This window comes from Demequina globuliformis, assembly GCF_000975155.1.
GTDB classification, from domain to species: domain Bacteria; phylum Actinomycetota; class Actinomycetes; order Actinomycetales; family Demequinaceae; genus Demequina; species Demequina globuliformis.
On record NZ_BBRG01000001.1, the window covers coordinates 836,874 to 858,351 of the forward strand.

General features: G+C 66.1%; 23 protein-coding genes. 8 read left to right on the forward strand and 15 right to left on the reverse strand.

Translation table 11 applies throughout. The annotated features are described in order from the left end of the window. Positions 1 to 2: 2 nt before the first annotated feature. A complete protein-coding gene (locus tag AOP75_RS03855; protein WP_062077004.1) occupies positions 3 to 932 on the forward strand; it encodes a 1,4-dihydroxy-2-naphthoyl-CoA synthase in 930 nt (309 codons plus the stop codon). A 277-nt stretch (positions 933 to 1,209) separates the two neighbouring features. Here AOP75_RS03855 and AOP75_RS03860 read toward each other — a convergent pair whose 3' ends face one another. Then, positions 1,210 to 2,286 carry a DUF3048 domain-containing protein gene (locus tag AOP75_RS03860; RefSeq protein ID WP_062077005.1) on the reverse strand — a complete coding sequence of 359 codons (1,077 nt, stop codon included), beginning with the start codon at positions 2,284 to 2,286 and terminating at the stop codon, positions 1,210 to 1,212. Positions 2,287 to 2,321: 35 nt separating this feature from the next. On the opposite strand from AOP75_RS03860, the gene AOP75_RS03865 reads away from it, so the two are divergent. After that, the gene (locus tag AOP75_RS03865) at positions 2,322 to 3,347 is read left to right on the forward strand and encodes an AMP-binding enzyme (protein WP_083966674.1); all 1,026 of its coding nucleotides are present in this window, start codon (positions 2,322 to 2,324) and stop codon (positions 3,345 to 3,347) included. Next, positions 3,344 to 4,213 carry a 1,4-dihydroxy-2-naphthoate polyprenyltransferase gene (locus AOP75_RS03870; protein ID WP_062077006.1) on the forward strand — a complete coding sequence of 290 codons (870 nt, stop codon included), beginning with the start codon at positions 3,344 to 3,346 and terminating at the stop codon, positions 4,211 to 4,213. The genes AOP75_RS03865 and AOP75_RS03870 overlap by 4 nt, the downstream gene beginning before the upstream one ends. A gap of 78 nt (positions 4,214 to 4,291) precedes the next feature. Here AOP75_RS03870 and AOP75_RS03875 read toward each other — a convergent pair whose 3' ends face one another. Beyond that, a complete protein-coding gene (locus AOP75_RS03875) occupies positions 4,292 to 4,558 on the reverse strand; it encodes a DUF4229 domain-containing protein (RefSeq protein WP_062077007.1) in 267 nt (88 codons plus the stop codon). A 96-nt stretch (positions 4,559 to 4,654) separates the two neighbouring features. On the opposite strand from AOP75_RS03875, the gene AOP75_RS03880 reads away from it, so the two are divergent. Continuing rightward, the gene (locus AOP75_RS03880) at positions 4,655 to 4,933 is read left to right on the forward strand and encodes a PLDc N-terminal domain-containing protein (RefSeq protein ID WP_062077008.1); all 279 of its coding nucleotides are present in this window, start codon (positions 4,655 to 4,657) and stop codon (positions 4,931 to 4,933) included. Between the two features lie 60 nt (positions 4,934 to 4,993). On the opposite strand, the gene AOP75_RS03885 is transcribed toward AOP75_RS03880, so the two are convergent. The 8 genes from AOP75_RS03885 to AOP75_RS03920 form a co-directional block, all read right to left on the reverse strand. Next, entirely contained in the window at positions 4,994 to 5,722 is a 729-nt protein-coding gene (locus tag AOP75_RS03885; protein WP_062077009.1) for a sugar isomerase domain-containing protein, read from the reverse strand. Between the two features lie 56 nt (positions 5,723 to 5,778). Then, positions 5,779 to 6,891: a glycosyltransferase family 4 protein gene (locus tag AOP75_RS03890; RefSeq protein WP_062077010.1), complete on the reverse strand. Its 1,113-nt coding sequence runs from the start codon at positions 6,889 to 6,891 to the stop codon at positions 5,779 to 5,781. A 6-nt stretch (positions 6,892 to 6,897) separates the two neighbouring features. Beyond that, positions 6,898 to 7,947 carry a c-type cytochrome biogenesis protein CcsB gene (gene ccsB / locus AOP75_RS03895; RefSeq protein WP_062077011.1) on the reverse strand — a complete coding sequence of 350 codons (1,050 nt, stop codon included), beginning with the start codon at positions 7,945 to 7,947 and terminating at the stop codon, positions 6,898 to 6,900. Next, positions 7,944 to 9,572, reverse strand: a complete 1,629-nt coding sequence (gene resB / locus AOP75_RS03900; RefSeq protein ID WP_062077012.1) for a cytochrome c biogenesis protein ResB — start codon at positions 9,570 to 9,572, stop codon at positions 7,944 to 7,946. The genes ccsB and resB overlap by 4 nt, the downstream gene beginning before the upstream one ends. After that, on the reverse strand, positions 9,572 to 10,330 hold the full coding sequence (locus AOP75_RS03905; RefSeq protein ID WP_236683112.1) for a cytochrome c biogenesis CcdA family protein: 759 nt from the start codon (positions 10,328 to 10,330) through the stop codon (positions 9,572 to 9,574). Before AOP75_RS03905 ends, resB begins: the two co-directional genes overlap by 1 nt. After that, positions 10,330 to 10,890, reverse strand: coding sequence for a TlpA family protein disulfide reductase (locus tag AOP75_RS03910; protein ID WP_062077013.1), 561 nt, complete (start codon positions 10,888 to 10,890; stop codon positions 10,330 to 10,332). The genes AOP75_RS03905 and AOP75_RS03910 overlap by 1 nt, the downstream gene beginning before the upstream one ends. Next, positions 10,887 to 11,507: a histidine phosphatase family protein gene (locus AOP75_RS03915; protein WP_062077014.1), complete on the reverse strand. Its 621-nt coding sequence runs from the start codon at positions 11,505 to 11,507 to the stop codon at positions 10,887 to 10,889. Before AOP75_RS03915 ends, AOP75_RS03910 begins: the two co-directional genes overlap by 4 nt. A gap of 84 nt (positions 11,508 to 11,591) precedes the next feature. Beyond that, positions 11,592 to 11,828 carry a glutaredoxin family protein gene (locus AOP75_RS03920; protein WP_062078392.1) on the reverse strand — a complete coding sequence of 79 codons (237 nt, stop codon included), beginning with the start codon at positions 11,826 to 11,828 and terminating at the stop codon, positions 11,592 to 11,594. 52 nt (positions 11,829 to 11,880) lie between these two features. On the opposite strand from AOP75_RS03920, the gene AOP75_RS03925 reads away from it, so the two are divergent. After that, positions 11,881 to 12,729 carry an HAD family hydrolase gene (locus AOP75_RS03925; protein WP_062077015.1) on the forward strand — a complete coding sequence of 283 codons (849 nt, stop codon included), beginning with the start codon at positions 11,881 to 11,883 and terminating at the stop codon, positions 12,727 to 12,729. 196 nt (positions 12,730 to 12,925) lie between these two features. On the opposite strand, the gene AOP75_RS12360 is transcribed toward AOP75_RS03925, so the two are convergent. Together AOP75_RS12360 and AOP75_RS03930 are read right to left on the reverse strand one after the other, a co-directional pair. Beyond that, complete coding sequence (locus AOP75_RS12360; RefSeq protein WP_005504750.1) at positions 12,926 to 13,024, reverse strand: 30S ribosomal protein bS22; 99 nt, start codon at positions 13,022 to 13,024, stop codon at positions 12,926 to 12,928. Between the two features lie 68 nt (positions 13,025 to 13,092). Beyond that, the gene (locus AOP75_RS03930) at positions 13,093 to 13,332 is read right to left on the reverse strand and encodes a helix-turn-helix domain-containing protein (protein ID WP_062077016.1); all 240 of its coding nucleotides are present in this window, start codon (positions 13,330 to 13,332) and stop codon (positions 13,093 to 13,095) included. Between the two features lie 183 nt (positions 13,333 to 13,515). Between AOP75_RS03930 and AOP75_RS03935 the strand changes: the two genes are divergently transcribed. From AOP75_RS03935 to AOP75_RS03945, 3 genes are all read left to right on the forward strand, one after another. After that, positions 13,516 to 14,889, forward strand: a complete 1,374-nt coding sequence (locus AOP75_RS03935) for a TrkH family potassium uptake protein (protein ID WP_062077017.1) — start codon at positions 13,516 to 13,518, stop codon at positions 14,887 to 14,889. Continuing rightward, on the forward strand, positions 14,882 to 15,547 hold the full coding sequence (locus AOP75_RS03940) for a potassium channel family protein (protein WP_062077018.1): 666 nt from the start codon (positions 14,882 to 14,884) through the stop codon (positions 15,545 to 15,547). Before AOP75_RS03935 ends, AOP75_RS03940 begins: the two co-directional genes overlap by 8 nt. Positions 15,548 to 15,681: 134 nt before the next feature. After that, entirely contained in the window at positions 15,682 to 16,746 is a 1,065-nt protein-coding gene (locus AOP75_RS03945) for a glycosyltransferase (protein WP_152649931.1), read from the forward strand. Positions 16,747 to 16,748: 2 nt separating this feature from the next. On the opposite strand, the gene AOP75_RS03950 is transcribed toward AOP75_RS03945, so the two are convergent. From AOP75_RS03950 to AOP75_RS03960, 3 genes are all read right to left on the reverse strand, one after another. Further along, positions 16,749 to 18,488, reverse strand: a complete 1,740-nt coding sequence (locus tag AOP75_RS03950; protein ID WP_062077020.1) for a glycosyltransferase — start codon at positions 18,486 to 18,488, stop codon at positions 16,749 to 16,751. Next, positions 18,485 to 19,327 carry a glycosyltransferase gene (locus tag AOP75_RS03955; RefSeq protein WP_152649932.1) on the reverse strand — a complete coding sequence of 281 codons (843 nt, stop codon included), beginning with the start codon at positions 19,325 to 19,327 and terminating at the stop codon, positions 18,485 to 18,487. The genes AOP75_RS03950 and AOP75_RS03955 overlap by 4 nt, the downstream gene beginning before the upstream one ends. A 374-nt stretch (positions 19,328 to 19,701) precedes the next feature. After that, on the reverse strand, positions 19,702 to 21,462 hold the full coding sequence (locus AOP75_RS03960) for a glycosyltransferase family 4 protein (protein ID WP_062077022.1): 1,761 nt from the start codon (positions 21,460 to 21,462) through the stop codon (positions 19,702 to 19,704). Positions 21,463 to 21,478 lie beyond the last annotated feature (16 nt).

Sequence of the window (21,478 nt, forward strand, 5' to 3'; positions counted from 1 at the left end):
ATATGAGCATCCCCACCCAGGTCTCTGACACGTTTGACCCGCAGCAATGGCGGTCGATTGACGGCTTCCCTGACGGCGACATCACCTATCACCGGTGGGTGGAGCGGTCCGGGGACACTACGCGCGACCTGCCTGCCGTGCGCATTGCCTTCAACCGGCCGGAGGTGCGCAATGCCTTCCGCCCGCAGACCGTCGACGAGCTGTACCGCGCGCTCGACCACGCACGGATGACGGCGGATGTCGCGGCAGTCATCCTCACCGGCAACGGCCCCGCGCCCAAGGATGGGGTGTGGGCATTCTGCTCGGGTGGCGATCAGCGCATTCGGGGCCGGGACGGCTACCTCTACGAGGGCTCCGCGGCTGACGCTCCCGCTCACGGGGGCCGCCTTCACATCCTTGAGGTCCAGCGCCTCATGCGCACCATGCCCAAGGTGACGATCGCCGCCGTGAATGGCTGGGCCGCCGGGGGTGGCCACAGTCTGAATGTCGTGGCCGACCTGTCGATCGCGTCCCTCGAGCACGCGCGCTTCAAGCAGACGGACGCCAACGTGGGGTCGTTCGATGCCGGGTATGGGTCTGCGTTGCTGGCCCGCCAGGTAGGCGACAAGAAGGCGCGCGAGATTTTCTTCCTCGCACGTGAATACTCAGCTGCCGACGCCGCCGAGTGGGGCGTCGTGAACGAGGCCGTTCCGCACGCGCAGCTGGAGTCCACCGCGCTCGAGTACGCGAAGACCATCGCCACAAAGTCGCCGCAGGCCATCCGCATGCTGAAGTTTGCCTTCAACCTGGCCGACGACGGCCTGGCAGGCCAGCAGGTGTTCGCCGGCGAGGCCACCCGCATGGCGTACATGACCGACGAGGCCCAAGAGGGGCGCGATGCCTTCCTTGAGCGCCGCGACCCTGACTGGCGCCGTTTTCCGTACGCCTTCTAGCCCGAGTCACCCCCGGCCCCGCACCTCCCCCCAGCCCTGGCCGAACATACACGGCGGGGTATGGGGCTCGGCGCGCTCCTGGCCGTAGATTCTTGGCGAAACTCGACGGCGACTGGCCGATGCTGCGGTCCCGGCCGGGTTTCACGGCGCCAGGGAGCGCACGTGACGCTCGATCACGCCTGACAATCGCCGAGAATCGTCGGCCACGACGAAAACACTCCCCGATCCCCGCCGCGTATGTTCGGCCAGGGAAGTGGGGGCGGAGGGGAGCCGCGTACTAGGAGATCTCCACCGTGGGGTTGTCGGAGACGCCCGACTGCGGCACCAACTCCACCCAGGTCTTGCCGGGCTTGAGTTGCACGTCATCACCGTCGGCGGTCGTCAGTACGAAGGGGTCATACTGGCCGGCCTTGGACCACGAGATCTCGATGTAGGAGTCGCCCACGGCGGCATACCCGGTGCCCTCGCGACCGGCCACCATGGTCTCCGGCACGGAGGAGCCACCTGAGGAGGACGTGTTCTCGACGTCCACGCGTAGCACTACGACGTTGTCCGCGTACAGCTGGGTGTCGTCGTCCTGGACGTGGGGCGAACCGCCCTCGAAGCGCTGCCACACGTCGCCGTCCCACTCCCACGACGGAGCGGAGTAGCGCGACATGTAGATATCGATCTCGGATGCGGTGGTGCCGCCGGTGACGACGTTCGACTCCTCGACGGGGTAGGCATACTCGAACTGCTGGGGCGGCGCCTCAGCATCCGTCTGCGCAAGGAAGTCCGCGGTCGTGCCGTAGAGGTTGTGAGGCGCTGGCCGCGCAGATGAGCGGTAGAAGCCGGCGTCGCCGCGGTCGTCGACGATCACCTCCTGGCCGCTCGAGACGGTGTCGTTGATGAAGCGGCCCTGGGCCCCAGAGAAGATGAGCGGGCCCTCGAATGAGCCCATGATGTTCTTGTCCATGGGGCGCATGGAGCGGATGTTGCCGACCGTCTCCGGGATGTCCGACTGGTAAATCGCGACCAAGCGGGAGATGCCGGACTCGACGTACTCCTCGAAGACCACGTCAGCGTTGACGAGGTTCTGCTGCGGGCGCGCGGCCGCGGAGTTCTCGATCTTGATCGACAATGCGGGGTTGGCCAGGAGGGCCTCGTCGGCGCCCTCAGCGTCCACGCCCGTCAACGGCCACACCGTGTCCGGCGCGGGGTTCTCCGGCGGCGACGGCACTGCTGAGCGCGACACGGATGGCGCGGAGGCGGATGCGGTGGTGGCGGGAGCCTCCTCCACGTTCGACGAGCAGGCGGCGAGCAGCAGCGCCCCTGCGGCAGCGGCAGCAACGGGCACAATGCGACGGGTCTTCATGGCCGCCATTGTAGGGGTGCGCCTACGCTGGAGGCATGACCTACGCACGGCTCGTCGACGGCGCCGAGTCCGCCATCACCTTTTCCCTAGCCGACCGAGTGGCCGGAATCGCGGCCCGCACGTCGGGTTCCACGGGTGAGCCGCGCGAAGTGTTGTTGTCAGCGGCGGCCGTGCGGGCATCGGCCCGCTCCACCCTGGAACGCCTGGGCGGTCCTGCCCACTGGCTGCTCGCGATGCCCACGGATCGCATTGCGGGTGCGATGGTGCTGGCCCGGGCGGCGGTGGCCGATGCCCAGGTGGCGCGCATGGCGCCGGGCCCATTCACGGCGCAAGCGTTCTGCGACGCAGTCGATTCCATGGCACCTGGGCGGCGGTACGTCTCGCTCGTGCCCACTCAGGTGCGCCGGCTCGTGGCTGACCCGCGAGGCGCGGACGCACTCGCTAGTTTTGACGCGGTGCTGGTGGGCGGGGCTGCCCCCGGCATGGTGCTGCCTTCGAACGCAGTGGAAACGTACGGCATGACGGAAACCTGCGGCGGCTGCGTGTACGACGGCGTGCCCCTGGCAGGAGTGTCCGTCCGGATCGATGACGATGAGCGGATCTGCCTTGGCGGGCCGATGCTCGCTGACGGTTACGCGGACGGGGACAGTTCCGCCTTTGTCACCGCGCACGGGCGGCGCTGGTTCGCCACGAGCGACCTGGGCGGCTGGGATGGTGCGTTGACCGTCTACGGCCGGGCCGATGACGTGATCATCACCGGCGGGCACAACGTGCACCCGGCAGCGGTCGAGCGGGCCCTGCAGGACTTGCCGGGTGTACGCGAGGCCGTCGTGGTGGGGGTACCCGACCCCGAATGGGGTGAGCGTGTCGTGGCGTTGGTGGTGGCCGCTGATCCGGCACCGTCGCTGGCGCATGTGCGCGACGCGTTAGACCTTCCCCGCCATGCGTTGCCGCGCCAAGTGGTGCCGGTGGTGTCTCTGCCGCGCACGCCGGCTGGCAAAATCGATCGCGGTGCCGCGCGCGAGCAAGCCGCGGCCGCACATGGTGAGGAGAACGCATGACCACGGCTTCCGATTGGGTGGCAGGCGCGCGTCCGCGAACGTTGTGGACGGCGGCGTCGGCGGTCGCGGTGGGCTCGGGAGCGGCCGCGGCCGTGGACGAGTTCGCATGGGTACCTGCCCTGCTCGCGCTCGCCGTGGGCCTCGCATTGCAGATTGCGTCGAACTACGTCAACGACTACGCCGACGGCGTGCGCGGGACGGATGTGGACCGTGTGGGGCCGGACCGGCTGGTGGCAACGGGGCGCGCGACACCCACGGCCGTGAAGCGTGCGGCGATTCTGGCGTGCGTGGCCGCGTGTGCGGCGGGAATTGCGCTCGTGGCCCTGACCGAGACGTGGTGGCTGTTGCTCGTGGGGGCGATTGCGATTGCCGCAGCGTGGACCTACACCGCAACGTCCCGCCCCTACGGTTATGAAGGTTGGGGCGAGGTCAGCGTCTTTGTGTTCTTTGGCCCGGTCGCGGTGCTCGGCACCATGTATACGCAGGCTGGCTCGATCACATGGTGGGCCGTGGTGGCATCGGCGGGCGTGGGGTTCTACGCCGTCGCACTGCTGCTCGTGAACAACATCCGCGATCTGGACACCGATCTGGTGGCGGGTAAACGCACCCTCGCCGTGAAGCTCGGCGACCGTGACGCGCGCCGGCTGTTCATGCTGATCGTGATGTTGCCCACGGCGTGCACCGTCATTGTCGCGTTCGCGCAACCGTGGGTGCTGATCTCCGCGCTGGTCGCTCTTCCCAGCTTGCTGGTGGCGCTTGCGGGGCGTGTGGGTGCGGTACGCGTGGGCGCTCCGCTGATCTTTAAGGCGATCTCCGGCATCGGCTTGGCCTACGGAATCCTCATGACCGTGGGCTTGATGTTCTAACGCGGACGATCGCCGGAAACGTACGGCCACGGCTCGGGGATACCCCCGGACCCGCCGAGTATGTTCGGCCAGGGGAAATTAGCGGGGCGGGGCCGCGCCGCCGTCGACCTCGCTGTCTTCCTCAGCGTCCAACGAGCGCAGGCCCTTCTGAGACCGGTCAATCACACCTTCCATTTGCGACCCCGCCTCGCGGCGCAACCCGTCAAGGAACAAGTAAGACAGCATCCACGCAATGACAAACGCCGCGATCAAGGAAATGACGTCGAACCAGCCCACGAGCCACAACAGCACTACGACCGCCGCAAAGATGCCGGTACGCGCAGCCCAGTAGGCGAGGATCTTCATGCCCTCTAGGGTACGCGGGCCCGCGCATGCGGCCGTACGTAGCCGTGCCAACCGGCCCGCCTAGGAACTAGGGCCTTCCACCACTAGAATGGACCGATGCGTTACCTGGTGCTGGTCGGCCTCTACATCGGTCTTGCGGCTTATGCCGTCACCGATGTCCTCAATCGTGGACAGCAGGAGTACTTCGGCATCCACCGCACACTGTGGATCGCGATCATCATCCTGGCGCCCTACCTTGGCGCATTGATCTGGATTGGCCTGAACCTGCGCGGCAACGGTGGCCGCCCGGCAACCCACCCCAAGGCTCCCGACGATGACCCCGATTATCTGCGGTGGCTCCGCCAGCAAGAGCGCCGCAAGGGCAGGGACTCGTAGGGCGTCTACTCCCGCAAACAGGCGTCAGGGCCCTTATGTTGTGGGGTCCGGCACGGCCAGCTAACTCCCCTGGTTGGCTGCGTCACCAATCGCGAGGGCGCTCGAGACCCATAGATCCGGCTCCCATCCGCGCGCGGCCGCACGTTCGATTGCCTCGGCGACGACGGCGTTGACCAGTGCCGCACCGACTACCGTGGACGTTGGCCCCAAGCGCGTCCCTGCGCCCTCGACAGGCACGGCAGCGTCGCCGGGAACGCCGTGGTTGTCGAGCACAATGTCCGCGACTTCATGCAGCTTGGGGTGCGGTGTGGGGCGGGCCGCTGGCGAGGTCGCGTGACCCACCGAGGTCACGGCGATCGTGACGAGCCCACGCTCACGCGCTTCTTGCACAGCCTCGACGGAAACTGCATTGCCTCCGGAGTTCGACGCCACCATCAGCACGTCGCCCGCTTCCACCCCGTGATCGTCAAGAAGTTGGGCCGCCAAGCCAGAGATGCGCTCCAGCTGGGTCGCCAACTGCGCTGAACCGTGAAGCATGAGCGCCTCGAACAACAGCGGCTTCACCTGCTTGAGACCGCCCGCCCGGTAGTAGATCTCCTCCGCGAGGATGTGGGAGTGGCCAGAGCCAAAGGCATGGAGAGTGCGGCCCGCCACAAGCGCGTCCGCGACGGCCTGCGCGGCCGCGGACATTGCGGCCGACTCGGCCTGCGCGGCCTCAGCCAACATGCGTTGCGTGGTGTCGAGGTAGCGCGCCCCGGCGCCATCGGAAGTCAGCGGTGCATCGGACATGCGCTCCACTGTATCGGCGCGCCGGACGATGCTGTGGCTCACACTGTCGAGACGCCTCAGACGCCGTAGAGGTCCAGGATCTGCGCCCCCACCGTCTCGACATCAAACTGACGCACTCGCTGGGCTTGCTCGCCGTGCAGTTCAGTGCGCAGCGCGTCGTCCTCGATGAGCCTCGTGAGCGCGCCAGCGAAAGCGGCGGTGTCCCTGGCATCGACGGAGACCTCTGGCCGGTCCCCCAACACCGACAGGTACCCGGGGTTGGCCCCACCCAGCACCACGCCCGCACCGGACGCCATCGCCTCGATCAACACAATTCCAAAGCTCTCGCCGCCGGTCGCGGGGAACGCCGCGATGTCCGCACCGGCGTAGTACGCCGCCTTGTCCTCTTCCGCGACAAACCCATCGAAGTGCACCACTGAGCCCAGACCGGCCCGGGCAACGGCCGCCTGGAGCGCCTCGAGCATCGGCCCCTTTCCCCCCAAGCGCACCTCGATCCGGTCGCGGACCTGGGGCGCCAACGCCGCCACCGCGTCCACGAGTTCTGCCGCGCCCTTGCGTTCCACGAGCCGGCCCAGGAACGCGATCCGCAAACGATCGCTATCGCGAGGCGCGCCAACGGCACCGGCAAACACGGAGGTATCGATCGAGCAAGGAATCACTCGCGCCTCGATCCCAAAGGCCCTCCGCGCAAACTCCACCGCAGGCGGCGAGACCGCACAGAAGGCGTCAAAACGCGCAAGATTGCGGCGCTGCAGGAGGCCCAACGCGCGGGTGCCGTACTCAGACACCACCCCGTCAGGAAGGATGTGGAAGGTCCCGACAATGCGCACGCTGCGACCCTGCACCGACCGAGCCTCATCGACCACACGGGACGCGAACAGCGGCGAGTGCGGGATCTGCACGTGGATCACGTCAAAGCGTTGCTCATCCAGGAAGTCGCGCAACGCCCGCCGGGACGTCGGCAGCGGCACGCGCAGGTCGTTGCCGTTGAACGTGACCCCCACATTGCGCGCGAGCGAGTGCACCGTGACGTCGGTGCGCGATGCCTCGGAACACACGTAGTGCACGTCGTGACCGGCCCGCTCGAGGAACGCACCCAGTGTCAGGACGTACTGCTGCACGCCATCCGGGCGGTCGATCGAGTCGTCCAGCACAAACGCGATCTTCACTGCGGATCAGACCCCGGCGTACGAGTGCAGGCCCTGGAAGACCAGGTTCACCACGGTGAAGTTCATGATCAGCGCCACAAAGCCAATGAGCGCGAGGACAGCGCTGCGGCGTCCGGCCCAGCCCTGGGTGGTGCGGGCATGCAAGTAGGCGGCGTAGATGACCCAGATGACGAAGGACCACACCTCCTTGGGGTCCCAACCCCAGTAGCGACCCCACGCGTGTTCGGCCCACACCGCGCCAGCCATGACGGTGAATGTCCACAGCACAAAGCCCACGGCGTGCAGGCGGAACGCGAGCGCCTCAAGCTTTGCGGGCGCGGGCACTGCCTCAAGCCATGTCCAGCTCTTCAGGACACGCACGTTCCAGTTGCGCCACCGACGCGAGGCGCGGGTGAGCGCGTTGCCTGCGTCCGCGACGGGCAACTCGGAGTCGTCGCGGTAGTCGCGCCACAGTTGCAGCACGGTCGCGACGGCGCCGACCGTGAAGATACCGGTCGCAATGATCGCGATCGACACGTGGATGATCAGCCAGAAGCTTTGCAACGCGGGCTGGAGTCCCGTCGACTGCGCGTACAGGACCGTCATTCCCAGGCCCAGGGCAATGGTGGCAAAGCCCGTCACGCCCGGCGCAAGGTATGACACGTCGCGCTTGCGTTGCACGATCAGGAACACGACGACCGCAACCCAGGTGCCGGTAATCGTGTACTCGTACATGGTCGACCACGGCACGTGCCCCGCCTCAACGCCGCGCGCGACGACGCCGACTCCTTGCAGCAGGGCACCCATCAGGGTGGTCGCCTTGGCAATACCGTTCGCCTTGTCGTGAAGGGCGGGTGTGGCCGATGCCGTGGTGGGGGCCGACGCCCGGGTCGCCGTGGACTCGGCGCTTCCGTTGGCTGCGCCGCCGGCGGCCGTCACCTTGTGCTCCGCGCGGGCCTTCGCGGCCACCTTGGCGTCGGCGACGCGAGCGAGGTGCACGGCGGAGGCGACCATCGCGATTGCGTACAAGGCCGTGGCGCCCCACAAAGCGAGCCAGCTGAGTTCCTGCGCGGTCATTCTTCCTCCGGGGATGTTGCGACCTGAGTTCCGGTGGCCGTGGTCAGCACGCCGTCACGCTCGTCACGCACGGCACTGTCGTGCGCGGGCGCCCAGGCGGCCGCGGTGACCACTGTAGTCTTCCCGTCCGCACCTGGCTCCTGCGCACCGAGCGGGGCCAGCACCCATATGCGCCTGCGCGCGCCGAACAAGCTGAGGGCCAGGCCCGCCAGCGCGCCGACCGACGCGCCGAGCAGCCACGGCAGTGTGGGGTCGCGACGCAGGTCGAAAGCCGCGAATCGCGGTACGGACTCCCACGTCACCGTCCCGAGGCCGTCCGGCAGCGTGATGGTCTCGCCCAATCTGAGCGGCACCAGCAGGGGCTCACCGTCGTCGCCGCGCACGGGGCTCAGTTGCGACTCATCCAGCTGGTAGACGTTCTGCGGCACGCCGCTGTCCAGACCAAGGTCGCCGGTGTAGGCCTGGAGGTAGATCACCGGGTTCGTGAGATCGGGGTGCGCGGAGATAGGGCCGGTATCGCTCGCGACAGCCGTGGGCAACAGTGTCGCCTTGAATCCCAGTTGTTCGCCCTCGGTGACGTCAGGCACCTTGACGACTCCCGTGGACGTGTAGACACCGTCTTGCGGCAGGAACGGCACCGCACCCTGGAACGCCACTTCACCGGCGGAGTCCGTGATCGTGAAACGCGGAGCGTAGCCGTTGCCCTGGAGGTAGATTTTGGCGCCGTCGACCTGGATGGGACGGTTCACCTGTGCCTCAACCTCGCGCGGCTCCTTGCCCGGCTCCGTCAACGTCGCATGGGCGGTGAAATCCTCCGGCAGGCCCGTGGTGCCGAACACGGCGTCGAACTGGTCGAGCGAGAGAATCCATGGGTCTAGATCGTCTTCGCTGAACAGCGCACCGGCCTCATACGAGTCGTATGCGACGACCGCGTTCGTGAAGGTGTCGCCTTCCACGATCAACGCTTGCCCGCGGTAGGTCAGCAGGGAACCGGCGGCAACGGCCACGAGGATTCCGATGAGCGACACGTGAAAGAGCAGGTTGCCAAGTTCGCGAACGTGGCCCTTGTGCGCCGACAGGGCGAGCACGGGCATTCCGTCGCGGTCCTCACGCTCGTCGACCCGAACGCGGTAGCCGGTGAACCACCGCACGGGGCCGCTGCCCGACAATTCCGTGCGCGCGGACTCAATGACCTGCGCTGGAGCGCGGTCAGTCGCGACCTCAAGCGGCTCGTAGCGGTCCAGGCGGCTAGGCGCGGCGGGGACCTCGGAGCGCAGCTCGCGCCAGTACACACCGACGCGCGGCACAATGCAGCCAATGAGCGACGCGAACAGCAGCACGTAGATCGCGGTGAACCACGCCGAGCCGAACACGTCGAGGAATCCCGTGGCGTCCAGGACGGGACCCCAGAACGGGTTGGCGTCGATGAAGGCGCGGGTGTCGCCAGCGTTCTGCGGCCATTGCGGCAGCACCGAGCCCGGGATGGCCGCGAGCGCGAGCGCAATGAGCAAGATCAGCGCGACACGCATCGAGGTGACTTGACGCCACGTCCACCGGAGCCAGCCGGTGACACCCAAGCGCGGGACGTCGGCGTAGGCGTAGTTGTCGATCTTCATGCGTGCCATCAGATCGCCACCCAGAACGAGTCAATCCAGCCCTGCAGCTCATTGGTGAGCGCGCCCCACAAGCCGGTGACGAGCATGACGCCCAAAATCACGAGCATCGCGCCGCCGACCAACTGCAGCGCGCGACGGTGCTTGCGCAACCACGCCAATACCCGACCCGACCGCTCGAACCACAGCGCAAGGGCCAGGAACGGCAACCCCAGGCCCAGGCAGTACGCGACCGCCAGGAGTGCGCCGCGACCGACGGTGCCTTCCGTCAGCCCCAGCGTGATCACTGCGGACAGCGTGGGGCCAATGCAGGGGGTCCAGCCCAGTCCAAACACAATGCCCAACACCGGTGCGCCCGCCAGACCGGCCTTGGGGCTCACGTGAAAGCGACGCTCGTTCTGCAAAAAGGGCATGGCACCCATGAACGCCAGACCCATCAAAATCACCACGACGCCGAGCACGCGAGTGATGATGTCGAGCTGGGCCTCGAACGCCGCGCCCGCTGCGGACACCACGATCGCGAGCGTCACAAACACCGCGGAGAAGCCCGCGATGAACAGCAGCACCCCCAGCACCAGGCGCGGCCGGGACTTCTTGCCACCGGAGTCGGCGCCCGCCATCCCCGACACGTAGCCCAGGTACCCGGGCACGAGCGGCACCACACACGGGGAGGCGAAACTCACGAGCCCCGCGAGCATCGCGATGGGGACCGCGAGCAGCAGGGAGCCCGACAGGACGGTCGAGGCAAAGTCCGAGCCGATGGACTGAATCACTGAAGCGCCCCATTGACGAGGGCTTCCATGGTCGACGGCTCGACGCGGCCCACGACCCGAGCGGCGACGCGGCCCTCGGTGTCCAGGACGAGCGTGGTGGGCACGGCATTGATGGAGACCAGGCCCTGCATCTGCGCAACGGCCTGACCATCCGAGTCATCGATGCTGGGGTACTCCACCTCAAAGGTGCGGTCAAATGCGTGAGCCGTCGCGGCATCGTCCCGACTGTTGACGCCCAGCACCTGAACGTCGTCGCGCGCGTCCAGGGCCACCAAATCCGGCGCCTCGGCGCGGCACGGCGGGCAGCTCGCGTACCAGGTGTTCACCAGCACCACTTGGCCCACATAGTCGGCGGTCGCGACAGGCTCGCCGTCAAAGTCAACGCCGGACAACTCCAGCGCCTCGCCGCGCGCGTCGACCGCCCACTCCGTCACCGTGCCGTCACCACTGACGTAGCCAGGTGACTCCTCGATGCTTCCCGGCGCGCACGCTGAGAGCCACAGCACCAACGCCACCACCACCGCGGCAAGGATCACCAGCCGCGTGCTCCGCCTCACTTGGGCACCTCGATATGCGCCGCAGGCTCGCGATACGTCATCGACACGGCCTCGCCATCCTCGATCGTGAAGGACGTCAGACTCGCCAAGCCACACTGACGCGAGCGCGGGTCGTGGACCATCGAGCGGCCCTCGAACGAGCAGCGCGTCACCCAAATGGGCAACTGGTGACTCACCATGACGGTGTCCGAGTCAGGGTTCGCGGCGGCCGCGTCTTTCACCGCGGCCCACATGCGGGCGCGCTGCTCCTTGTACGGCTCGCCCCATGAAGGCGCCCAGGGATTGCGTAGCTTCCACCAGTCGCGCGGATGCATGAAGTCGCGCGCGCCCTTGGTGAGAACGCGGCCTGCGAAGTCGTTGCCCGCCTCGATGATGCGCTCCTCCGTGGCGATCTCCAGGCCAAACGCCTTCGCCACCGGGGCAGCCGTCTCCTGCGCGCGCTGCAGTGGGGAGGCAATCACACGCCCCACAGGCACCTCGCGCGCGACCAGGTCATCGGCAACGGCCTGCGCCATCGCCTGGCCAGCATCGGACAGCCGAAACTGAGGCAGGCGGCCATACAAGACCTTGTCCGGGTTGTAGACGTGGCCGTGGCGGAGCAAGTGGACGACGGGCATGGCCTCTATTGTCACCCACGCGCGCGGGACCTCAGTCCTACGGGCCTCAACGGACCCTCCGCACCCCAGCCCGGGCATCGGCCCTTAGCGCAGGGCGCTCGTCAAACGGTCGGGGTCTATGCGCCAAAACCCCACCACCGCACCGTCCACCGTCACCACCGGGATCTGCTCTCCGTACTGCGAGGTGAGGGCGGGGTCAGTCGAGATGTCGACTTCCGTCCACGTCACGCCGCGCTTCGCACACGTCTCTTCCACGAGGCGGCGCGCGTCATCGCACAAGTGGCATCCGGGACGTGAATAGAGGGTGACGCGTGTGGTCATGGCCACAGCCTACGTTCAGGGCCGCGCTCGCTATCGCTAGAGTGAGACGGTGATGGCAGAGCATACCGACGAGGGCACGCGTGCTGCGGCGTTTTTTGACGTCGACAACACCGTGATCCGTGGCGCCTCGTCGTATCACATCGCACGCGGCCTCCAACGGCACGGGTTCTTCAAGGCGCACGACATTTTCCGCTTTGCGTGGGAGCAGGCCAGGTACGTCATGCTCGGCGAATCGCGTGAACAAATGGACCAGTTGCGGGAAGAAGCGCTGTCGATCATCAAAGGATGGTCGGTGGCAGAGATGATCGCGGTCGGTGAAGAGGTCTACGACGAGGTCCTCGCCCTGCGCATCTTCCCCGGCACCCGCGCACTCATCGACGAGCACCTTGCGGCCGGCCGCGAGGTCTGGTTCGTGACCGCCGCGCCTCAAGAGGTGGGGTCGATCATTGCGCAGCGACTCGGCGCCACCGGCGCGCTGGGCACCGTCGCCGAGAACGTCGACGGCATCTACACCGGACGCCTCACAGGCGACATGCTCCACCGCGAGGCCAAGGCGACGGCAGTGCAAGCACTCGCGCACGACCGCGGCCTCAACCTCGAGGCAAGCTACGCCTACGGCGACTCGATCAACGACGGGCCCATGCTGGAGACGGTCGGCCACCCCTGCGCCATCAACCCCGACGGCAAACTGCTCAAGATGGCCAAGGAGCGCGGCTGGGGCGTCAAGGAGTTCCGCAAGCGACGCAAGAATGGCCGCCGCGGCATTGTCCGGGCCTCCGCCGCCGGCGCCGTGTGGGCGACCGTTGCGGTGGGGCGCGGTGTCAAGGCCGCAGGACGCACCACCGTTGGCCGCTTGACCGGCCGCCCGGTCGTGGAAGACGAGCGCGCGCAAAACCTCTAGCGAGCTCACCCCGAGCCACCGCATCGTGCGCTCACCCCCACTGTTCGTGCATGTGAGTGCCGGAATCACCGCGATTTCCGGCACTGACATGCACGACCCCGGGGGGCGGGACCGCGGGTAGACGCAGAAACGCCCGCCCCACCGGAGGGTGGAACGGGCGTTACGTGCGTCAAGCCGGGACTTGCCCGGCGTCACGCTACTTCTTGTTGCGGCGCTGGTGGCGCGTCTTGCGAAGCAGCTTGCGGTGCTTCTTCTTCGACATACGCTTGCGGCGCTTCTTGATGACGGATCCCACGGAACCTACCTCGAATCGATCAGGGTGCTTTCGGCGTCCAGTACGCGCTGGACGCGACAGACAAGGACCTAGCCTACCGTGCCGGAGCGGCGCTCGTCATCTTCGCCGGCAAAGCCGCCCTGAAAGCCCGCCTGCTCCATGAACTGATCGACCGCAGCGCGGGGCACGCGATAGGAGCGCCCGAACTGCACAGCGGGGATCTCACCAGCGTGAATCCAGCGATACACCGTCATCCGCGACACACGCAGAAGTTGCGCGACCTCAGCTACCGTGAGGAACGTCGTGCGGGACCCGCCCTTGTCTGCCATGAAGTCATTCTCCCTCAGTGAACCCATCCGGCAGGTGTATCGGCCGAACACTGCCTCTACTGTAGGGGCAGAAGTGACAGTTGTGAAGAGTGTGAAACATGCCGATGATTGCAATGGCAGGTGTTTCACACCTGTGAAAGGTCCATCAGGCGCCGCATCCGGACGGCGCCCGTGAGGAGTTGCATGGACAAGCTGCGCGACACCCGCGCTGCCGTGGGCGACTGGCTCGGCCGCGCCGCCTTGCGCTCCCCTGCACGCTTGGCACTGCTGTCATTCGCGGTCGTCATCCTCATCTTCACCGCACTGCTGTCGCTACCAGCGGCCACGAGTTCCGGCGAGCGCGCACCGTTCATCGACGCGCTGTTCACGGCGACGTCCGCGGTCTGCGTGACCGGTCTCGTCACCGTGGACACCGGCACGTACTGGTCCGCATGGGGCCTAGCGATTATCGCGACCGGCATCAAGGTGGGCGGCCTGGGCATCATGACGCTCGCGTCGCTCATTGGACTAGCGGTCTCGCGGCGACTTGGCCTCACCCAGCGCCTGTTGGCCGCAGGCGAGGCCCGCGCATCCGGCCTGGGCGACCTGCGCTCACTCCTGCGCACCGTCCTCGTGGTGTCCTTCACCGTCGAGGCATTGATCGCGGTCATCCTGCTACCGCGCTACATCATGCTCGACTACGGCTTCTGGAAGTCGCTGGGCTACTCCGTGTTCTACGGGATCTCCGCGTTCAACAACGCCGGGTTCACTCCGGATCCCGTGGGCCTATACCCCTACTCGAAGGACTTCTGGATCTTGATCCCGATTGGCCTGGGCGTCTTCATTGGCGGCCTGGGCTATCCGGTGTACCTCAACCTCATGCGGCACTGGCGCCGGCCCCGCACCTGGTCGCTGCACACCAAACTCACCCTCGTCACGGTGTCCGTTCTCGCGGTCATCTCCGCTGGACTGCTCGCGATCTTCGAATGGTCCAACCCCAAGACGCTGGGCAATCACAGTGCGGCAGAGACAGCCGGAAACCTCTTCTTCCAATCCATCAACCAGCGTTCGGGCGGCTTCGCGTCCTTCGACATCGGCAACGCGCGCGAGCAGACCTGGCTGCTCGAAGACGTCCTCATGTTCATTGGTGGCGGGTCGGGTTCCACCGCGGGCGGCATTCGCGTGACCACTCTCGCCGTCCTGTTGCTCGCGATCTGGGCTGAGGCCCGTGGCCGCCGCGACATGGAGGCCTTCGGCAAACGCATTGGCACGGAGGTCCTGCGCGGCGCGGTCGCGATCACCATGATCGGTATCGCGGTCGTCGTGGTGGGCACCGGCGTGTTCATGGCGCAGACCGACATTCCTTTGGACAGGGCACTTTACGAGGTCATTTCCGCCTACGCGACGTGCGGACTGTCCACCGGCATCACCGCCGACCTGCCGCCGGAGGCAAAGACCACGCTGATTGTGCTCATGTATGTGGGGCGTGTGGGCTCAATGACCATCGCTGCCGCGCTAGCGTTGAACAAGCAGCGCCGCGTTATCCGTTACCCGTCAGAGAGGCCGATCATTGGCTAGCAACGACTCCACCGCATCCGGCGTCCTCGTCATTGGCCTGGGCCGTTTTGGTTCCGCGTTGGCCGACAACTTGGACGCCATGGACGTTGAGGTGCTCGCGGTCGAGAAGGACGCGGACCTGGTTGAGCGCTTCTCCAAGCGCATTCCCGTCGTGGAGGCAGACGCCGCTGACCCTCGCGCGCTTGAACAGCTGGGCGCGAAGGACTTCAGCGCGGCCGTGGTCGGGGTGGGGACCTCGCTCGAGGCCTCGGTGCTGATCACCGGAAACCTCGTGGACATTGGCATGCCAGAGATTTGGGCCAAGGCCATTTCCGACGAGCACGCCCGCATTCTGCGCCGTATTGGCGCGCACCACATTGTGTTGCCGGAGTCGGATGCGGGAGTGCGCGTCGCACACTCCGTTGGCGGCCGGATGCTGGACTACATCGAGATCGATGAGGGCTTCACGATCGTCAAGATGAGCCCGCCCAAGGAGACTCACAACTTCACCCTGCGCGAGTTGAACCTGCGCGACAAGTACGGCATCCAGGTCATTGGCGTCATGAGCCCGGGCGAGGACTTCGAGTACGGCTCAAAGGACACCGTCATTCACGCAGATGACCTCTTGGTGATCGGTGGCGACGGGGACCTCGTGGAGCGGTTCGCTCAGCGCCCATGAACCTCACGAATCTGAAGGGGTCCATCCGCGCGGCACAGTACGGTGCCGGACCGCGGGCACACGCCTTGATTGAGACGATGCGGTGGGTACCGAGTGCGCACAGGGCGGCCGATGCTCGCTCACCATGGCAGGGCGTGACGACTCCGCAAGCGACTGCCAGGCTGCTTCTTGCGCCGGCAAACTTCGCGGGGCAAGCGCACGCGTGGGCCACCGCATTGACGAACGCCCATCCTGGAGTGGTCGCCGAGACATGGGCTCACGTCGGCACAACGAGCTTTTCATTTCCTTCGACCCACGTGAGCCCCCGAGAGGTCGCCGGTTTACCACGGCGGTGGCAGCAGGATCTCTTTGATGACGTGTGCCGTCACTTCACGCACGTGATGATGGAGTCCGGTCGCCCGTTGTTCGGACGCCTCCACGGGTTTGACGTACTGGCGGAGGCGGATGCGTTGCGCGAGCGCGGAATTCAAGTGTCGATGGTGTGGCATGGCACCGACATACGCCGCCCGATCGTGGAGCGTCAAGACAACCCACATTCGCCGTTCTGGGACGCCACCAAGAAGGGCCACGTGCGCGCATTGGAGTCAAGAGCACGGCGGCACGGACAGATTGCAGCGGCCTGGGACGGTCCCCAACTCTTCACTACGCCGGATCTGGCCGAACACCTGCCCGGGGGTACGTGGGTGCCGGTCGTCGTGCCCCAGTCGCCGTGGCGCGACCTCAGCGGCCCACAATGGGCGGCACCACTGCGAGTACTCCATCTACCATCCAATCCGTGGATCAAGAACACGGCCAGCTTGCGTACCGCAGCGGCCAACGCATCCGGTGTCTCGTGGAGCTTCCCCGGGCGCATGCCTCCTGCTGAGGTCCCGAGCGCTGTCGCAGACGCGGATGTTGTTGCCGACCAGTTTGGTTTACATCTATATGGCGTCGCCGCTGTCGAGGCCATGCACGCAGGACGCGCGGTGGTGGGCCTTGCGGGAGCACCGCTTCAGCAAGCAGTGCTCCGGTTGACGGGAGAGGACCTCCCTGTCGCGGCATGCGCGCCATCAGAGGTCCCCGAACTGATTGAGCATTGGCAAACGAACCCGGCTATCGCACGGGACCTGGCGGAACGCGGCCGCGAATTCGCGGCCCGTTGGCATACAGGCCCCGAGACTGCGCAGCGCATCGTCGAAGCACTGAGCCTCGACGCGTAACGCTACTGCGCCCAGTTTGTGAGACTTTCTGCAGCCACGGCTGGGACCTTCAACTGCGCCGCAATGTGCTCGGCGAGTCCGCGGTTGTCGTCGTCGGCCCACACCACGCAATCAATCGCGCGCCCGTGCAATGCTTCGGAGACATGCGTGACGATGCTCTCCCACCGATCCGGGCTAGCCAGCATTCGGGCACGCACACGTGCACGCCGGGGCGCGCGGCGCCGCTCCCATCCTCGACCGACGCGTTTGACGAGCCGATGTCCTGCATTCGACACTCGTTGAGCCGCGGGTAAGGCCGCGCCGGCGCCTTTCAGGGCGCGGGCAGTCATGTCGACGGCCCAGGCGGGCGCCGTGTCTACGAACCACGTTTCCGCTCGGGCACTGAAGCTGCCACCCAACTGTGGCTGCACATTCACGACCGTGGCACGTGGATCTGTCATCACCGCTTGTGTCATGCCGCCCACGACGACGGCAACCTCACTGTCGCGGCCCAAGAGCTCCGGCACGGCATACCGAATAGCGTGCTCGCCCCCGGGAGTAGCGGCGGCAACCAGGATCCTCGATCGCGCCGGTTCCGCACGGTGCCAGGTTTCTCCACGCGACACTCGCAACAGTCGTTCGCCAAAAGGTGTGGCGCCGTATAGGTCGACGATGCTCTGACGTGCCGCCACGGGGTCACCGGGCACAGCGATGAGAGTCGCCCACGCGTCGACAACCTCGGACGGAGTCGCATCAAGTGGCACCAGTGACGCGCGCCCCGCACCTGCTGCTCCACGTAACGTCTCCTCGGGGCCCGCACAGGTGGTTGCGATTACTCTGGCGCCAGCCGCGATCGCCTCCACGACAGTCAGCCCAAAAGTCTCGAACTGCGATAGATGCACGAGGGTGCCATGACTGCGCATGAGTTCAGCCACTTCGCGACCGCTGCGTGGCCCCAGGAATGCGACTTGGCCCGTGAGCCCACGCACCCTAACGAACTCACGCAGCTGGCTCTCCAACAAGCCAGCACCGACCATTGTTAGGGAGAGGTCCAGGCCGGGGAAGCGCGCGCAGGCAAGCGCGAAAGACTCCAGCAAGGTGAGCACGCCCTTGCGTTCAATGAAGTTGCCGACGAACAACCAGCGGCTATCTGTGCCATCAGAGTGTTTCGTCGGTGTCATACCGGGTCCAGACGGTGAGAACACGTCTACGTCCACCGGGTTGCCCGCAGTATGGACACGATCGCGGACCTCCGGGAATGCGCGGCGCACCATGCGGGCAGTGTCCTCACCCACGACTAGGTGAGCCGATGTACGGTTCAGCATCTTTCCGTACACCTCGCGTGCGACCGGATGCGCAAGGAGCGTAGGCAGGTATGTGGCGTGCTCAATGGTGATCAGTCGCTGGTCGTGCCGCAAAAGCTCCGCGGTCGCGACGCCCGACGGCATCCCTACATGCGCATGAATGACCTCCGCCCCCGCAAGTTCAGCGGCCACATGCGAACGCAACTCCACCCGGTGGCGCTCTGCCGTGTCCGCCCGCGACAGCATCGGATCGTGGGCCACCGGAACCCGAATTAGCTTTCCCCAGCTATGCGATTCACGTTGCACGGGGAAGTCCGCGCCGACGGGAACATCAACACAATGGATGACGCACACCTGGTCTGGGTGAAGGCCCATCGACCGAACCCACTCTCGAACAAACGTGCCAGAGTAGGGACTGACCTCGCGAGGAAACCATGGCGTCACCACCGCGATCTTCATGGGGTCGCCTGCAGGAGCTCGCGAATCACAATGGCGAGCGTGCGACTGCCTTGCAGGTATTGTTCGGCGCCACTGGCCCACGCTGCAGCTCTGTGCGCCGCCTCAGCGTGCCCATCCGGATCCGCGCGCCACGCTTCGAGCGCCTGCACAGCTTCGGCCACGCCCGACACCACCCGGCCCCCGCCGGACTCTTCGACAAGCCGTGCCTGGACCGGCAGATCGGTAGCGAGCACCGGTATTGCATGCGCCATATACTCGTACACCTTCGATGGTGCCGCTTCCCTGAACGCGGGCGTGTCATGCAACATACAAAAGCCCACCCAGGCGCCGTCCGCCAATTTCCACGAATCGTCGGGCCGCATACGCCCGTGAATGCGCACCCTGCCGTCCAGCGCGGCGGCCCTGGTGTGGGCCTCCTCAACGTCGTGAGGCGCAATGGGACCGATGAGATCGAGCTTCCAGTCCGGGCACAGCTCGAGGACTTCAAGCATGTCAAAGAGCCCGCGGGTACGGCGCAAGTCCCCTACGTACACAGCGCGGGGTTCATCGTCACGAGGGGTCGCGCCAACGCCATCGGGCACGTTGCGGACGACAACGCGCTCTTCAACATCACGCATCAGGTGCGAATCAGCGACGACCGTGAGATCTGCAGTGCGCGCGGCCTTGGCACCCATGCGCGCGAGCACCGTCCCGCCGAGCTTCACCAAACCGCGCGACCAAGGACGGTCGTGCAATACGGCCTGATAGTCCTCGTGAACGTCGGCTACGAAAATCCGCGAGCTCTTTCGGGCGACCTGGCTGCAGGCATGTGCGCTCTCGGGGTCCAGCGAGATCAGCACTCTACCTTGCGCATCGCGCGCGTAACGCTGCGCAAGCGCGAGCCGCTTCCATAAAGGTGGGCGCGGACTTACAACAGTGCGTGTCGAACCGCCCGGCGCGTCTGCGGAGTCGCCAAGCGCGAAAACCTCCACCTCCAGGCCAGCTGCTGCAAGAGCAGCGACGTGGCGGTGCAAGCGCGCGTCGGCAATGTCATGTCCAGACGTGACTATGCTCACGTCGGGGCCTCGCGCCTGGCCCTCGCTCGACGGGTCACCAGTTGCCTGCCGCAGCTTCCTCACCCTCTTCCTTCCTGCTGTGAAGAGAATACGCAATGCTCACGCATGCACGCACGATCTCGTGCACGGCACGGGAAGTGAACGCAGCAAACGGTAACTCACGTGCTACGCGCCAGGTGGTCGGCAACTAGCTCCGCGACGTCAGCTGCACTTGCATCCACCCTCCGCGCGCGGAAGCCAAACTCCTTCTCAAGCGCTTTCAACAGGGCTCTCGACTGCCCGTCGCAAATGATCCACGATGAGCCGACCTTGAGCAGTGTGGGTTCGACTCGACAGATTTCTCCGCCAACCGAAGGTGCCACCCGCCAAAATGGGCCCGATACACCTGGCGGGTCGGTCCGAAGCGCCTGCTTGCGCTGGCGGGCGGCATCGATTCGTCGACTGAGCGCTCGGCGGACCTTGCGGGCGTACCTGCCACCACGGCCGTCGAACCTGGCGATCTTCGCGACAAACCATCTGGCGGGCAACGCGAGAAGCAGAAGCGGCCAGATGTACAGAACACGGAGGTAGAGCGCGGCGCCGGGTGCCGTGCCCACGCCGCTGAGGTCTACTCCACGGGCGCGCGAGTCGAGCACACCCAGTTCCTCCTTTGGCGCGAGGCAAACGACCGGTGCGGCGCCTGCGCCCACAACGATCGACGCCAAATGCTGCGCGAGCCGCACACCCTGCCTCGTTGTCGCGAGCAGCCCCACAACGGCCGCGTCCCCCGAAGTGGTGAACGGGTTGAGGCCGTCGGACACGGCGCGGAGCTGGGCGCCAAAAGCTTGAGACCCGTATCTCCGTTGGAGGTGTTGAGCAGCAGAAAATGTCGCGCCAGGAAGCTGTTCCGCGAACCTCTGCACCAGGTCCATATCTTCGGGGCGCGGTTCAACGTGCAGCAAAAGCGCTTGCCCTCTGTCGAAAGCCTCTGCCAACGTGTCTTGAGGCCCCCCACACCGAGTGGTGATCACTGCCATGCCACACATTGCAGCCTCCACGACGGTTAGCCCGAAGGTTTCTTTGTGGCTAAGGTGCACGAGCACGTCTGAGTGTCGCATGAGCTCACCCAGCTCGCTGGCCGCTCTTGGACCTACGAGTCGAACTTCGTGGCCCCATTGCGAGGCGTCGGCGATGGCACGAATGTCGCGCGCCGCTGGGCCCTGTCCAACGATGGTGAAGGAGCCCTCTCGCTCCGGGGATCGCGACCGCCACGCTAGATATAGCTCCACTGCACGCGCGACGCCCTTGGCCTCGGTGATATTTCCCGCATACAGCCAATGGTCGAGGTGTGTCGGCGCTTCAGCACGCGCGCGGAACACCGCTTCGTTGACTGGATTTCCTACAGCGACCACCTTTTCACGGAGAGCGGGGAAGGCACCTCGCACCATCCTCGCCTCCCGCTCGCCCGACATCAGATGCATGGAGGTCTCTTCGAGCATTTCACCGTATGCCTGCCGCGTGTCATCCCTCTTCAGGAGGGTTGAAAGGTAGGAGGCATGCTCCACTGTCACAACTCGCGCTTTCGGTGGCGGCACCTGCGTGACTGCCCACGCCGTGGGCAAGCCGACGTGCGCGTGGACTACGTCCGCCTCCCAATACTCCTGCGGCGCCCGCGAACGCAATGCTTCAGCCTGCGCGCGCGCAACATCAATGCGCGGAGCGTTCGGCTCAAGCGGGATCGGGATCCGAATCACTGAGCCCCAGGGCTCCTCACGCCGCTCGAGTGCGGTTGCTGTGCCAGGTGCTACGACGTGGAGGTGGAGAACCGTGACTTGTTCTGGATCGAGGTTCATCGCAAGGGTCCACTCCCGGACAAACACACCTGCAAAGGGAGCATCGGGAGTCGCGAACCACGGCGCGACAACTACGAGTCGGTGCATCCGAGAATCGTAGCGG

Coding starts and splice junctions, on each gene's coding strand:
- AOP75_RS03870 (WP_062077006.1), top strand. CDS start 3,344: ATGACCACGGCTTCCGATTGGGTGGCAGGCGCGCGTCCGCGAACGTTG.
- AOP75_RS03930 (WP_062077016.1), bottom strand. CDS start 13,332: ATGGCAGACAAGGGCGGGTCCCGCACGACGTTCCTCACGGTAGCTGAG.
- AOP75_RS03880 (WP_062077008.1), top strand. CDS start 4,655: ATGCGTTACCTGGTGCTGGTCGGCCTCTACATCGGTCTTGCGGCTTAT.
- AOP75_RS03960 (WP_062077022.1), bottom strand. CDS start 21,462: ATGCACCGACTCGTAGTTGTCGCGCCGTGGTTCGCGACTCCCGATGCT.
- AOP75_RS03885 (WP_062077009.1), bottom strand. CDS start 5,722: ATGTCCGATGCACCGCTGACTTCCGATGGCGCCGGGGCGCGCTACCTC.
- AOP75_RS03925 (WP_062077015.1), top strand. CDS start 11,881: ATGGCAGAGCATACCGACGAGGGCACGCGTGCTGCGGCGTTTTTTGAC.
- AOP75_RS03950 (WP_062077020.1), bottom strand. CDS start 18,488: ATGAAGATCGCGGTGGTGACGCCATGGTTTCCTCGCGAGGTCAGTCCC.
- AOP75_RS03875 (WP_062077007.1), bottom strand. CDS start 4,558: ATGAAGATCCTCGCCTACTGGGCTGCGCGTACCGGCATCTTTGCGGCG.
- AOP75_RS03935 (WP_062077017.1), top strand. CDS start 13,516: ATGGACAAGCTGCGCGACACCCGCGCTGCCGTGGGCGACTGGCTCGGC.
- resB (WP_062077012.1), bottom strand. CDS start 9,572: ATGGCACGCATGAAGATCGACAACTACGCCTACGCCGACGTCCCGCGC.
- ccsB (WP_062077011.1), bottom strand. CDS start 7,947: ATGACCGCGCAGGAACTCAGCTGGCTCGCTTTGTGGGGCGCCACGGCC.
- AOP75_RS03855 (WP_062077004.1), top strand. CDS start 3: ATGAGCATCCCCACCCAGGTCTCTGACACGTTTGACCCGCAGCAATGG.
- AOP75_RS03920 (WP_062078392.1), bottom strand. CDS start 11,828: ATGACCACACGCGTCACCCTCTATTCACGTCCCGGATGCCACTTGTGC.
- AOP75_RS03915 (WP_062077014.1), bottom strand. CDS start 11,507: ATGCCCGTCGTCCACTTGCTCCGCCACGGCCACGTCTACAACCCGGAC.
- AOP75_RS03865 (WP_083966674.1), top strand. CDS start 2,322: ATGACCTACGCACGGCTCGTCGACGGCGCCGAGTCCGCCATCACCTTT.
- AOP75_RS03860 (WP_062077005.1), bottom strand. CDS start 2,286: ATGAAGACCCGTCGCATTGTGCCCGTTGCTGCCGCTGCCGCAGGGGCG.